Below are 13,582 nucleotides of genomic sequence, written 5' to 3'. Positions count from 1 at the left end.
TTATGGCAATTAAAACAGATAGTAACTTTTATACAGTAGTTTTTGCTGCTGTTATGGTTGTGGTAGTTGGGTCAATACTTGCATTTTTGGCATCAGCACTACGACCAAATATTATGGAAAACGAGCGTTTTGAAAAGCAGCAGAACATCCTTTATGCAATGGGCGTAAATGAAAATGGAGATGACGCTGGTAGTGTAAACTTTATTCCTACTGATGTAGTTGAGGGTGAGTTTTCAAGTTATATTAAAGAGCAATTAGTTATTCAGGGTGACCAAATTACCCAGAATAATGAGGCATATTTGATTGATTTGAAAAAGCAATTGGCAAACATGAAAAAAGGGGAGGATTATAAATTGCCTGTTTTTATTGGTGAAAAGGACGGAAAGAAGTTTTATATCATTCCTATGTATGGTAAAGGTCTTTGGGATGCTATTTGGGGTTTCATCGCTCTAGATGATACCATGACGGTTCAAGGGGTGTATTTTGATCATAAAGGGGAAACTCCTGGTTTAGGCGCGAATATTAAAATGCGTTATTTTATGGACGATTTTAAAGGAGAATCTATATTAAAGGGAACTCAGTATGCGGGTATAGCGGTTGCAAAAGGTAACAACGACCCATTGAACAATATAAAAGATGATAATGAAGTAGATGCCTTAGCAGGTGCTACTATCACGGGTAATGGTGTTTCGGCTATGATTAGAGAAACCGTTAAATTATATAAACCTTATTTAGAAACAATTAGAGCAAAGTAATATGGCACTACTCTCAAAAAAAGATACAAATCTTATAAAGGATCCGCTTGCGGATAATAACCCTATTACCATTCAAGTATTAGGTATTTGCTCTGCATTAGCTATTACAGCAGAATTAAAAGCATCGGTGGTGATGGCTGTTTCTGTAATGTTTGTTTTAGGTGCTGGTAACGTCGTCATATCATTGATGAGGAATATAATCCCTTCAAAAATTAGAATAATCGTACAACTTATTGTTGTAGCAACTTTGGTAATTATAGTTGATCAAGTACTTAAGGCCTATGCCTATGAATTGAGTAAGACCTTGGCGGTATTTGTTGGTTTAATTATTACAAATTGTATTATCATGGGTCGATTTGAAGCATTCGCTTTGGCTAACGGACCGTGGCGTTCATTTTTGGACGGAATAGGGAATTCTCTAGGATATGGTATTATTTTGGTTATCGTAGGCTTCTTTAGAGAGCTTTTAGGATCAGGTACGCTTTTCGGTTATCCGGTTTTAGGAGACCCAATTACAAAAACTGGATTATATGCAACTGGATATGAGAACAACGGGTTTATGATAATTCCGCCAGCTGCATTAATTGTAGTAGGTATTATTATTTGGGTACAGCGCTCAAGAAATCCAGCATTGGTAGAGGAGAATTAAATAGATATTTAATAAGAGATTATGTTAGAACATGTAGAATTATTTTTTAAGTCCATCTTTATCGATAACATGGTATTTGCCGTGTTCTTGGGGATGTGTTCTTATTTGGCTGTATCTAAAAAAGTTGCTACGGCTGTTGGTTTAGGTGCGGCTGTAATATTTGTATTGGCGGTTACAGTACCAATGAACTGGTTGTTAGATAAATATATATTACAAGATGGTGCTTTGGTTTGGTTAGGTCCAGAATATGCAGATTACAACCTTAGCTTTTTATCATTTATCCTATTTATTGCAACCATTGCAACTATGGTACAATTAGTAGAAATAGTTGTTGAGAAGTTTTCACCTTCATTATATAATTCATTAGGTATTTTCTTGCCATTGATAGCAGTAAACTGTGCAATTTTAGGAGGTTCATTATTTATGCAAGCTAGAGAAATTGAAACATTAGGGTTGGCGTTTAATTACGGGGTTAGTTCTGGTATTGGTTGGTTCTTAGCAATTTTAGCAATTGCCGCCATTCGTGAAAAAATCAGATATAGTAATGTGCCTGCACCTTTAAGAGGATTGGGAATTACATTTATTACTACCGGTTTAATGGGTATTGGTTTCCAGAGTTTTGGAGGCATGCTTACAGGTGGTGGCGATGAAACTGAAGAAGCTACTGAGCAAGTTATTCAAATTAAACAACTAGAGGTTGTTGAGCCAGAAAAAGAAGTAGTAGAAAAGAATACTGAAATTGACGAAAAGGAGATTTCTTATAACGACGTAAAAAAATAAATATGATTTTAGCTGCAAGTACTGGCGGAACTATACTAATAACCGTTGTCGCATTTCTAATATTATTAATGGTATTGGTGGCATTACTTTTGTTCACCAAACAAAAACTATCTCCATCGGGTCCTGTGACCATAACAATAAATGGAGAAAAGAAAATTGAAGTAGCTTCAGGTGGGTCTTTATTGTCCACCTTGGGTAATCAAAAAGTATTCTTACCATCTGCATGTGGTGGTGGTGGAACTTGTATTCAATGTGAATGTCATGTATTATCTGGTGGAGGTGAAGCTTTACCTACAGAAACGCCTCATTTTTCAAAAAGAGAATTAAATCATGGTGCACGTTTGGCCTGTCAGGTTAAGGTGAAACAAGATATGGAAATTACTATTCCAGAAGAGGTTTTTGGTATTAAGAAATGGCCAGGAAAAGTAGTACGTAATTATAACGTAGCATCATTTATTAAGGAATTCGTAGTGGAGATTCCTGAAGATATGAATTACAAAGCTGGTGGTTATATTCAAATTGAAATTCCACAATGTGAGGTAAAATTTGCAGACATGGATATTACGGCTCACCCAGAAGAGCATGAAACTCCGGATAAGTTTCAAGCAGAATGGGACAAGTTTAATTTGTGGCCTTTAGTCATGAAAAACCCTGAAACAGTAGAAAGAGCATATTCAATGGCTTCTTTCCCTGCTGAAGGAAGAGAGATTATGTTGAACGTTCGTATTGCTACTCCGCCATGGGATCGTGCTAAAAATGGATGGATGGATGTAAACCCTGGTGTTGCTTCATCGTATATTTTTAACCTTAAAAAAGGTGACGATGTAACAATTTCAGGACCTTATGGAGAATTCTTCATAAATGAATCTGATTCAGAAATGTTGTATGTAGGTGGTGGTGCAGGTATGGCGCCTATGCGTTCGCATTTATACCATTTATTCAAAACATTAAAAACGAAAAGAAAAGTTAGTTATTGGTATGGTGGTCGTTCTAAACGCGAGTTATTTTACCTAAATCACTTTTATAAATTAGAAGAGGAGTTTCCTAATTTCAAGTTCTATTTGGCTTTATCAGAACCAATGGAAGTTGATAACTGGAAAGTAAAAGAGAATATAGATGCTCCTGGTGACGGTTTTGTAGGTTTCATACACAATTGTGTAATTGACAATTATTTAGTTCATCATGAATCTCCAGAAGATATAGAACTTTACTTCTGTGGACCTCCATTGATGAATAAAGCTGTGCAGAAAATGGGTGAAGATTTTGGTATCCCAGATGAGCATATACGTTTTGATGATTTTGGTGGATAATATATAAAACACTGATAAGTAATATTATAGCCGATACATAAAGTATCGGCTTTTTTATCAAATTTATTTAAATGCATGTATTAACAGAACAAGAGCTTCACAATTTAGCAATGAACATTGTTGGTAAGCAATTGGAAGATGATGGGTTTGAGTTTTTAGCCGTGAATAGCGAATTACGAAAGAATCCTCAATTTGTTTGCACTAAGGATAAGAAAATGCGCTTTGTAGTTGTAAAAGCGATTGAATATCCCGGTGATCCAAAAGATATGGATTTTTTTAAATCAGATTTGAACAAAATGAAGGAGCATGCATTAAAATTTGATGCAATTACTTTTTATGCAGGTGTTGGTTTGGTAAATGCAGCTGACCATAATTTACCGGTTTATTTAGATGAGGAGTATATTGTTGATTATGATGGTTTAGTTGAGATATGAGGAAGAAAATTTTGGTATTAGGTGTTATTTTAGGACTGTTTTATTCTTGTAATCAAAACGATGCTGATGCATATCGTAATGAAAACAGAGGTACTGCTTTAGGTACTTCTTATAATGTTATTTCTATTACTGCAAATGAAATAGATTTTCAAAAAGATATTGATTCCGTTTTTATCGCTATAAACCATTCATTGTCTACCTATATTCCTGAATCTGATATTTCAAGAATTAATAAAGGTGATAGTACGGTTGTTGTTGACAAGATGTTTGAAGATGTATTTAAGTTGTCTAAGAGTATACATGATGATACTGAGGGCTATTTTGACCCTACAGTGGGCACTTTAGTAAACGCATGGGGTTTTGGTCCTGAACAACAAATTACTTTAGATAGCCTTAAGGTAGATAGTTTATTGAATTATGTCGGTTTAGATAAGGTAAGTATCAATTCAGAAAAGCAGGTAGTTAAGACAAATAGAAATATCTATTTAGATTTTAATGCTATTGCCAAAGGTTATGCAATAGATAGAATCGCCGCAATGCTTAATGCGAAAGGAGTAAAAAATTATTTAATTGAAGTTGGTGGTGAACTAGTCGCTAAAGGAAAAAACAAAATAAATAATAAATCTTGGGTTGTGGGCATCGACGATCCACAAATGCAGACGGGTAGAACTACTAAAATCTTAATTCATTTGAATGATAAGGCTTTAGCATCTTCTGGTAATTATCGAAAATTTAGAATTGACGAAAGTTCCGGTAAAAAATATGTACATACTGTAAATCCTAAGACAGGTTTCACACAAATTTCAAATACGCTTGCAGTTACTATATTGGCAGATGATTGCGCAACAGCAGATGCATATGCTACAGCTTTTATGGCTATGGATTTAGATGAAGCTTTCAAATTGATAAATGAGAATAAAAATCTAGAAGCATATATCATTTACTTAGATGAAAATGGGGACGCTCAAGAATATTTAACGAAAGGCTTTAAAGACCTAGTAATTAAATAATTATTTCTTGACTACAGGTATTATTTCTCCCGTTGCCAATCGATATCTATTAATTTCTTCAGGTGTAAGTTGTTTTGTGAAATCTACTTCATTAACCGTGAACCCAAAAGTGCGTAATTTATTAAAGTAATCTCTTCCATAAATACGAACATGGTCGTATTGGCCAAAAATTTTCGCACGCTCTACTTTATCGGTAATGGAATTATCTTCAAAAGTTTTTTCCCTTTTTAAATCTTGAGGTATCTGGAAAATACCCCACCCTCCTGGTTTTAAAACACGATATAATTCTGACATTGCTTTTGTGTCGTTAGGTATGTGCTCTAAAACATGATTGCAAAATATGACATCAAAAGAATTTTCTTCAAAAGGTAAATTACAAATATCAGCTTTTACATCTGCCAAGGGAGAATTTAAATCTGTGGTTACATAGTTTAAATTCTTTAAATTTCTAAACCGCTTGTAAAAGGCTTGCTCAGGAGCAAAATGTAATACCTTAAGTGGTGTGGTGAAAAAATCGGTTTCTTGTTTTAAATATAGCCAAAGTAAACGATGCCTTTCTAAGGATAGGGTAGAAGGCGAAAGTACGTTCTCACGAGAGTTTTCATAGCCATAGGGTAAAAAACTGCGAAACGTGTTCCCATCTATAGGGTCTTCATATGTATTACCAGTATAGTATATCTTAAAAAAGGGTTTTACTACATAGCTAAGGGATATTAGAATAGGTCTAGGTACCAGATTAAGAAAAAATTTAAATATTTTCTTCATGCTCTTTACCTAGCTGTTGATGGAGGAAGATGTGAATTCAGCTTCTTCATCACTAACAATTCCTAACGCGTCATATATATATTTAAATGTAGATAGCAATTCTGGTTTACCATTTACAATTGCAATATTGTGTTCGAAATGAGCGCTAGGTAGACCATCAGCGGTAAGTATTGTCCATCCATCTTTCAACTGCTTAATATTCTTTGTACCCATATTGGTCATAGGCTCTATAGCAACGGTCATGCCTTCAACAAACTTTTTGCCACGACCTCGTTTACCATAATTTGGCATTTCTGGGTCTTCATGCATTTTTCGACCTAAACCATGGCCTACTAGCTCGCGAACAACACCATAGCCATGATCTTCTGTAAATTTTTGTATTGCATAACCAACATCACCAACTCGGTTGCCAACTCTAAATTCACGAATACCCACATAAAGTGATTTTTTAGTTACTTCTAAAAGTTTTTTCACTTCAGGTGTAACTTCGCCAACTTCAAAGGTGTAGGCATGGTCGCCGTAAAAATCATTTTTTAATGCACCACAATCAATCGATATAATATCACCTTCTACTAATGGGGAATTGTTAGGTATACCATGTACTACTTGTGCATTCGGACTCATGCAAAGGGAATTGGGGAAATCATATAAACCAAGAAAACCCGGTACTGCTCCATGATCGCGAATAAAAGTTTCAGCCAAAGTATCTAATTGAAGAGTTGTTACTCCTGGTTTTACTTCACTAGCTATCATTCCTAAAGTTTTAGAAACAATGAGAGCGCTTTCTCGCATTAATTCAATCTCTTCGGCTGTTTTAATTTTTATCATAGATGTTTTGACTTTCGGTTGCTTCCGATTATTTATTTATACCAAGGAATTTTGGGTCATGTGCTTAGATTTCTCAACACCCATCATTTTTAGAATTGTTGGCGCAATATCACCTAATACACCGTCATTGATATGATGAATATCTTTATCAACTAAAATTAATGGAACTGGGTTAGTAGTGTGTGCTGTATTCGGACTTCCATCTTCATTTATCATAGTTTCACAATTACCGTGGTCGGCAATAACGATAACAGAATAATCATTTTCTATTGCTGCTGAAATTACATCATTAGCACATTTGTCAACTGTTTCACAAGCTTTTATAGCAGCTTCCATAACTCCTGTATGGCCTACCATATCAGGATTGGCGAAATTTAAACAAATAAAATCTACATCACCTTTTTTGATTTCTGGAATAATTTTATCCCTAATTTCAAAGGCACTCATTTCTGGTTGTAAATCATATGTAGCCACTTTTGGTGACGGACATAATATTCGAGATTCACCTTCAAAAGGTACTTCTCTACCACCATTAAAAAAGAAAGTTACGTGTGGGTACTTTTCTGTTTCAGCTATACGTATTTGTTTTTTACCTGCTTTCGATAATACTTCCCCTAAAGTTTCAACGATATTATCCTTATTGTAAATTACATGTACATTGTTATATGACTCATCATAATTTGTCAAAGTCACATAATACAAGTTTAGTTTATGCATATTTTGCTCATGCATATCTACTTGACTTAATACTTGGGTCAGTTCTCTACCACGATCTGTTCTGAAATTAAAGAAAATAACCACATCATCTTCTTTAACAGATGCAATAGGTGTTCCATCGGTATTAGTCATTACGATAGGTTTTATAAACTCATCTGTAATATCGTTGTCATAACTTTTCTGAATAGCTTTACCGATATCAGTAGATTTTTCGCCTTCTGCATTTACAATGACATCATAAGCTTCCTTAACGCGTTCCCAGCGTTTGTCGCGATCCATTGCATAATATCTACCAATTACTGTTGCTAATTTGGTATTCTTGTCAGCACAGAAATGAACTAAATCTTCCAAAAATCCCTTACCACTTTTAGGGTCTACATCTCTACCATCAGTAAATGCATGCACAAACATGTTTTGAACACCAGATTCTTTTCCAGCAGTAATAAGGCCTTTAATGTGGTTGGTGTGACTATGTACGCCACCATCACTGAGAAGTCCTAAGAAATGAACATTCTTGTTATTTTTCTTAGCATATTCGAAGGCACTTTTTAAAACTGGCTCTGAGCTTAAAGTGTTTTCTTTTACAGCTTTATTTATTTTCGCCAAATCTTGATAAACGATTCTACCTGCACCTAAATTCATATGACCTACCTCGCTATTGCCCATTTGGCCTTCTGGAAGCCCAACGTTCATACCGTCTGTCAATAAATTTGCGTTTGCATAATTTTTATATAAACTATCGATAAAAGGTGTATTTGCTTTGTCAACTGCAGATACTTCTGGGTCAGGTGATTTTCCCCAACCATCTAATATCATTAAGATTACTTTCTTGTTCATCTTTCCTAAGGTTTTAGTTATCAAAAATACTATGTTCTGCTAAGTAAATCTATATGATTACATACCTTTTTTAATTTGATGACGTAACGCAACAAATTTTCAATTTTGAGTAGTATTTGTTTGTTAAAGTTTAGTTATAACACTGTTAATTCATGAAACATATCCGCGTGGATAGCGTCTTTAAATATATACAATATTGTATTCATCAATTAAATCACTCATCATGAAAAAATCAATTCTAACGTTATCCATCGTAGTACTTACTATGGGGTCAAATTTAATGGCCAATGAAATTACACAACCAACTAGTGTTTTACACAACGAACTAATTACTAATGTAGAAGTCAGTTCGTTTTGTAAATCGGTAATACAAGGAGATGTTTTGACGGTAAAACGACTTATAGTTTTAGGAGAAGATGTTAATCAAAAATCTTTAGGTATGACTCCTGCAATGTATGCTGCCCGATATAATAAGAGTGAAGTTTTGTCCCTATTGATAAAAAATGGTGCGAATTTGAATATGAAAAGTAATCAAGGTTTTACGGTTAAACGCTATGCTGAATTATCAAATGCGCAAGAAGCGTTGGTTATTATAGAAGCTGCCTTAGGTAGTTAGGAGAGATTTAAACACTAATGTTTTGATTAACAACCTAGTCTTTAAGAATAAATGAAACCAAGTTATTTGTTAATGCTGAGTATTACTGTTAAGATAAACGTTATATTAAAAAGCCTCATTGAAAATTTTCAATGAGGCTTTTTTAGTTACAAAATTCTACTCCAAATAGTGTTCAGGTAAAAGAGTAAAAAACGTTAAAATTCAAATCCATTAAATACTCTATAAGCAAAAGCATATAGTGCCGAAAATATCATTAGGGCACAAAATATAGAGTAGACCTTTAAAATTATAACCAATATTTCAGGTTTGCAATTTTCGAACGCCTGCACGTATATATTTCTAAAATGTGTAATCGTTCCCATTATAGTGTTCTTCTATGATTAAATCATAGCTATAAAGGCATTAATAAATGGTAAAATAAGCTTGGGACTTACCCAAAGTTACAAAATTATAGTTGTTGTAATACGCACTATAGATGAAATGACCAAAAAATCCGATTAACCTTGATTTGTATACTTTGCTATCGCTTCTTTAATTTTCTGAATCCTATTTTCTGGGTCAGGGTGGGTACTTTGAAATTCTGGCGTACGATTTGGGCCACCAGCTGCTTTTAATATTTCCATAACCTTAATCATTTCATAAGGGTCATACCCAGACTGAATCATAAAAAGTACTCCTAGTTCATCACTTTCCAATTCATCACCGCGACCATTCGTTAGAAGTGTATTTTGACCAATGTTGCCCACAATGCTGCCCATATCTCCTGCACCAACAGTTGCTCCCATTGTGGCTGTTTGCCAAGTCTGACTATCTGCAATTCGTTCTGCAGAGTGTCTGCCAATAACATGTCCTATTTCATGACCTAAAACACCCGCTAATTGAGCTTCGGTCAATTGTGAGAATAAAGCATAGGTGATAAAGCACTGTCCTCCAGGTAAAGCAAAGGCATTAATAGTTTGATCATCAGCAAGTAAATGAAAATCATATTTATAAGGAGTTTCTCTGGCTATACTATTCTGTACCAATTTATTACCCACCGATTCTACAAACGATTGTAGTCTTTGGTCAGGGTAAAGTCCGCCATGTTGTTGGGCCATTTCCGGAGCGCTTTGCAAACCAATAGCAATTTCTTGGTCTGAAGTCATAGTGATATGCTGCGAGCGACCTGTGTATGGGTTTTCTTCGGTATTATTACATTTTTGGATAAATGCAAAGGCTACAATTGCTAAACCGATGAATATTCTAATTTTCCAACTTCCTCTTCTCATGGTAATGTGTTCTAATACAGTTTACTAAAGTACAAAAAGCTTATAATAGGTCTCTATTTATATCTAATATGTTATTTTGAATATAAGATCTTAAAAAGCCCATGGTAAAATTCTCTGCACCGTAATAATCTTCACGAAGTAAGAGCGATGCAATATTTTTACCTCTAAATTGCTCTAACATAGGAATCGATATTGGAGCATAGCTGTAGTGCCAAGGCTCATATTTAAATCCTCTTCTTTTAGGCTCATTGGTATAGACTAAGTAAAAACCGTAAGTTTCAGAATTTTCATCCATCCATTTTTTAAAATCTACAAATGGTCCTTCATTTTCATATTTGTGAGGCACTAAAACATCACCTTCTACTTTTCTATACCCGTCAATGACATCAATATCTGTGCCCCAATGGTGCCTGCTTGTTCCTGGTATGGTGGAATATTCTATAATTTTGTCGATAGCATCAAGCGGATTCATTCCGTCATCTTCAGTATACGTTATAAATTTACGCTCGAAAATTGCCTTTTGACGCTCATAATTTCTATAGCTAGAAACAATCTTAAGATCTAGACCATCATTATATGCTGCCTTTTTCATCTCTAAGAATGCATCGTGAGCTTCTTTCCTTAAGTTGATTCCTTTACCGAACAATTCAATATCCTCTTTACCCATGAGCTCTGAAATAGAATATTCATAGTCTTCTTGTAAAAATAATGAAGGGGCAAGGCCAATCGCTAAGGCTATTGTACTGCTTTTGTTGATAAAAGTTCTTCTTTGCATAACTGTAGTAACTATTTTTTAATATAATACAATTAACTTTTTAATCAGATATATAAATCAAATTGAAATTAGGAAATCATATTATCTTAAGTAAAAGTAATAAATCTTAGTCTCAAAAGAATTTAAGGTCAATTTTCTTGATATGTGGTGAGATATAAATAGCCCTGGTGTTTAATATTCATTTCGTTCAAGGTTATAATGTAATAGTAAATACCAGAAGATAAACCTGAATTTTTAGAAATTACCCCACCAACATTAGATATGCCGTTAAATTCATTGTTGTAATTTTTCTTTGAAAAAACCATTATACCGTATCTGTTAAAAATTTGTAGGGTATTATTTGGAGAATTATCAATACCATCAATAACTAAATAATCATTAACGCCATCGCCATTTGGCGTCATGTAAAAGTTGTCTAGTGTTATATTATCTAAGGTTTCTAAAATATCAGAATTACCACCTATGGTCAGCACCTCATAATCATTTGGCACAAATTCTTCTGAAGTTATAGATCCATTGTTAAAATCACCTTCAACATTTGTGCTACCTAAACTAACCCATTCCTTATCTGCTACACTCCAGCCAACAACCTTTAAATCTGAAATAAAATCTCCTAAAAGATTAGCATTACTTTGTTCGTCCCATGTTAAGGTAACCTTAGAAGAGACACTACCTTCTAAATGCCAAAATTCATATTCACTTACAGATAAAAACTCATTCTCTTTTCTATTCGTATCAAAACTTGTTCCAAAAATACTTGGTGTAGTTGGGTCTTCAAAGTAATAAGCAGATTTGGCATAGTCGTTAGAATTTACAGAATGAATGCTTAGAGGTCTTAAGCTACCATTTTGCCCTATCGGAAAAGTGAATTCAGATTTCTTACTTATTGCAACGTATCCATCAACTTTTGTATTATCACCCTCTCCAATATAAAATGAGTCGTTTAAGAAATTAATATTTACTTCGGATGCTACTCTAGATGTAATAATATCACCAGAAATTAAGTTAGCATTATTTAAGACTCCCACAGTATTGTCTACATAAAGATGATTATCTACGGCAACCTCAAAATCATAAAAAACAGGATTAGATCCTCCAGATATGGTGAGGGCTTTATCCATAGAATAAAATCCTACCAAACCTTTATTTTGATTAAAAGCTCCGTTATTAATGACATCCATGTGAAAACCTACAAGACCGTCATCATGAATTTGGATGTTTCCATAATTATGAACAGCATCTTGAGCATTTGAAGTTGTAAAAACTAAAAATGTAAAAAGAAATAGATAATATAAATTAGTAATAAACTTCATTCTTTTTATAATTGTTGCCAATCAGTACCATCACTTTGTACATAAATTACTGATCTCTCACTTATAGTAGTACTGTTTCCCCCTCCAATGTCTATAAATGATGAAATATTACCATTAAGATTTCCTCTTCCTCCAAAAGGATTTTTAATCACATAAACTCTTCCAACGCAAGAACCAGCTAAAGGCAACGTAATATTATGTCTATAATCACCCAAAATAATTGTATGATGAACCTCTGTCAATGATAAATTTCCAGTTGTTATAATAATTGAGTTGGAAATAGAACCATTAACCTGTAAAGTAGAATTTGGTGTGTTTTTATTTACATTAATACCTGCTCTAACAAAATTATTTAATCCTGTACCTTGTAAGCGCATCATTTCAACATTTGTACCTGTATTATAATTATATTTATTAAAAATAATAGGTTCATTACCATCATCGCCAATCGTAAAACTTAAGCTTCCATTATTATTAGTCCCTGAACTACCTATTTCAAAAAAATCAGTGCCTGCCGCACTTCCCTTTAATCCAAAATTTCCTTCGGCAGTTGTAAAAAACATTGGTTTATAAAAACTAGCTGCATCCGCTTGAAATTGAAGGGCCGAAGTACCATTTGATCCTTTTACATGAATTACATATTGATTGTTGTCATTGTAATCCACATAGTTTTGGGTAAGACCTAAGGTTTGTCTTCTACCCAATTGTAGTATACTGGTATTATTGGATCGTAGGTCCATGAAGACATCATTGGTTGTGCCTAAAAATGTACCGTTGCTTGTAGCATTACCATTTAATGACCAATTTGAATTTTCGGTATTTACCCAGGTACTGCCATTATAGACCAATAAAGCTTTGGTGTCTGAATTGTACAATATTTGGCCTTCCTCCATACCCGTAATGGCATTGATTTCAGATGCTGTTCCTTTGGTGAGTCCAAACAATAGCCCGCTTTCAATTTGAGAAAAGGCGGAATTGGTCAGCACTATAAAAAGTAGATATGGGAATAGCTTTTTCATATATTTTATAAATCTAAAATGGTAAACATGAATTCTGAATTGAACCTGCTACGATCTGTCGCTCCGTTATCATTATCACCTATAATGACCTCAAAACCTGTCACTGTTTGATTATCATACGAAATACCAGGGTCATCATTACCTGCGCCACCTCTGCCAGGTTGGGTTAACTGAATGATGTAATTTGCATCGGAAACCGCTCCCGACGGCAAGGTTACCTGATATCGCCCAGTGCTTAATCTCGTGGCTGTAACGCCAACTGTTGCTTTTGTTACGGAGCCATTTGCTGCTATTTTTCCAAAAGCTTTGATTGGACTTTCGTAAAATGCTCCACCATTGGCGCCAGCGGTTATACTGTTGTTAGTTTCTGCTGCTATCACATCGCCTGCATCACCCTTGTCACCGACTACACCTTTGTCACCGACTGGACCTTGTTCCCCGATGACACCTTGAATTCCTTGAATACCTTGCTCACCGATGGGACCTTGTTCCCCGATGACACCTTG

Annotated in this window: 15 protein-coding genes and 1 pseudogene; 7 read left to right on the top strand and 9 right to left on the bottom strand. The window is 34.5% G+C overall.

Annotated elements, in window-relative coordinates:
- Positions 1-2 precede the first annotated feature (2 nt).
- From B5X55_RS13835 to B5X55_RS13810, 6 genes are all read left to right on the top strand, one after another.
- Positions 3-755 carry a Na(+)-translocating NADH-quinone reductase subunit C gene (locus B5X55_RS13835; protein ID WP_079513232.1) on the top strand — a complete coding sequence of 251 codons (753 nt, stop codon included), beginning with the start codon at positions 3-5 and terminating at the stop codon, positions 753-755.
- Between the two features lies 1 nt (position 756).
- Positions 757-1,404 (top strand): NADH:ubiquinone reductase (Na(+)-transporting) subunit D, encoded by a 648-nt coding sequence (locus B5X55_RS13830; RefSeq protein ID WP_079513231.1) that lies wholly within the window; start codon positions 757-759, stop codon positions 1,402-1,404.
- A 21-nt stretch (positions 1,405-1,425) separates the two neighbouring features.
- Positions 1,426-2,184 carry an NADH:ubiquinone reductase (Na(+)-transporting) subunit E gene (nqrE, locus tag B5X55_RS13825; protein ID WP_079513230.1) on the top strand — a complete coding sequence of 253 codons (759 nt, stop codon included), beginning with the start codon at positions 1,426-1,428 and terminating at the stop codon, positions 2,182-2,184.
- 2 nt (positions 2,185-2,186) lie between these two features.
- Positions 2,187-3,494 carry an NADH:ubiquinone reductase (Na(+)-transporting) subunit F gene (nqrF, locus tag B5X55_RS13820; RefSeq protein ID WP_079513229.1) on the top strand — a complete coding sequence of 436 codons (1,308 nt, stop codon included), beginning with the start codon at positions 2,187-2,189 and terminating at the stop codon, positions 3,492-3,494.
- A 71-nt stretch (positions 3,495-3,565) separates the two neighbouring features.
- Positions 3,566-3,928: a DUF8840 domain-containing protein gene (locus B5X55_RS13815; protein WP_079513228.1), complete on the top strand. Its 363-nt coding sequence runs from the start codon at positions 3,566-3,568 to the stop codon at positions 3,926-3,928.
- Positions 3,925-4,938, top strand: a complete 1,014-nt coding sequence (locus B5X55_RS13810; RefSeq protein ID WP_079513227.1) for an FAD:protein FMN transferase — start codon at positions 3,925-3,927, stop codon at positions 4,936-4,938. The genes B5X55_RS13815 and B5X55_RS13810 overlap by 4 nt, the downstream gene beginning before the upstream one ends.
- Here B5X55_RS13810 and B5X55_RS13805 read toward each other — a convergent pair whose 3' ends face one another.
- Genes B5X55_RS13805 through gpmI form a run of 3 tightly spaced genes read right to left on the bottom strand, consistent with a single transcriptional unit; the run spans position 4,939 to position 8,085 of the window.
- Positions 4,939-5,703, bottom strand: a complete 765-nt coding sequence (locus tag B5X55_RS13805) for a class I SAM-dependent methyltransferase (protein WP_079513226.1) — start codon at positions 5,701-5,703, stop codon at positions 4,939-4,941. It abuts the gene before it with no gap.
- Positions 5,704-5,712: 9 nt separating this feature from the next.
- A complete protein-coding gene (gene map, locus B5X55_RS13800; RefSeq protein ID WP_079513225.1) occupies positions 5,713-6,531 on the bottom strand; it encodes a type I methionyl aminopeptidase in 819 nt (272 codons plus the stop codon).
- 36 nt (positions 6,532-6,567) lie between these two features.
- Entirely contained in the window at positions 6,568-8,085 is a 1,518-nt protein-coding gene (gene gpmI / locus B5X55_RS13795) for a 2,3-bisphosphoglycerate-independent phosphoglycerate mutase (RefSeq protein WP_079513224.1), read from the bottom strand.
- A 223-nt stretch (positions 8,086-8,308) separates the two neighbouring features.
- Between gpmI and B5X55_RS13790 the strand changes: the two genes are divergently transcribed.
- Complete coding sequence (locus B5X55_RS13790; RefSeq protein WP_079513223.1) at positions 8,309-8,701, top strand: ankyrin repeat domain-containing protein; 393 nt, start codon at positions 8,309-8,311, stop codon at positions 8,699-8,701.
- Positions 8,702-8,895: 194 nt separating this feature from the next.
- Here B5X55_RS13790 and B5X55_RS19225 read toward each other — a convergent pair whose 3' ends face one another.
- From B5X55_RS19225 to B5X55_RS13765, 6 genes and pseudogenes are all read right to left on the bottom strand, one after another.
- Positions 8,896-9,063 (bottom strand): DUF6747 family protein, encoded by a 168-nt coding sequence (locus B5X55_RS19225; protein ID WP_317042719.1) that lies wholly within the window; start codon positions 9,061-9,063, stop codon positions 8,896-8,898.
- A gap of 135 nt (positions 9,064-9,198) precedes the next feature.
- Positions 9,199-9,969 (bottom strand): M48 family metalloprotease, encoded by a 771-nt coding sequence (locus tag B5X55_RS13785; RefSeq protein ID WP_079513222.1) that lies wholly within the window; start codon positions 9,967-9,969, stop codon positions 9,199-9,201.
- Positions 9,970-10,009: 40 nt separating this feature from the next.
- Complete coding sequence (locus tag B5X55_RS13780; protein ID WP_079513221.1) at positions 10,010-10,744, bottom strand: M15 family metallopeptidase; 735 nt, start codon at positions 10,742-10,744, stop codon at positions 10,010-10,012.
- Positions 10,745-10,872: 128 nt separating this feature from the next.
- On the bottom strand, positions 10,873-12,057 hold the full coding sequence (locus tag B5X55_RS13775) for a T9SS type B sorting domain-containing protein (RefSeq protein ID WP_079513389.1): 1,185 nt from the start codon (positions 12,055-12,057) through the stop codon (positions 10,873-10,875).
- Positions 12,058-12,062: 5 nt separating this feature from the next.
- Positions 12,063-13,076 (bottom strand): hypothetical protein, encoded by a 1,014-nt coding sequence (locus B5X55_RS13770; RefSeq protein WP_079513220.1) that lies wholly within the window; start codon positions 13,074-13,076, stop codon positions 12,063-12,065.
- A gap of 5 nt (positions 13,077-13,081) precedes the next feature.
- Positions 13,082-13,582 (bottom strand): annotated as a pseudogene (locus B5X55_RS13765) (collagen-like protein); the annotation flags it as partial.

This window comes from Maribacter arcticus, from assembly GCF_900167935.1.
GTDB lineage: Bacteria > Bacteroidota > Bacteroidia > Flavobacteriales > Flavobacteriaceae > Maribacter > Maribacter arcticus.
This window is presented reverse-complemented; position numbering and strand designations above follow the sequence as displayed.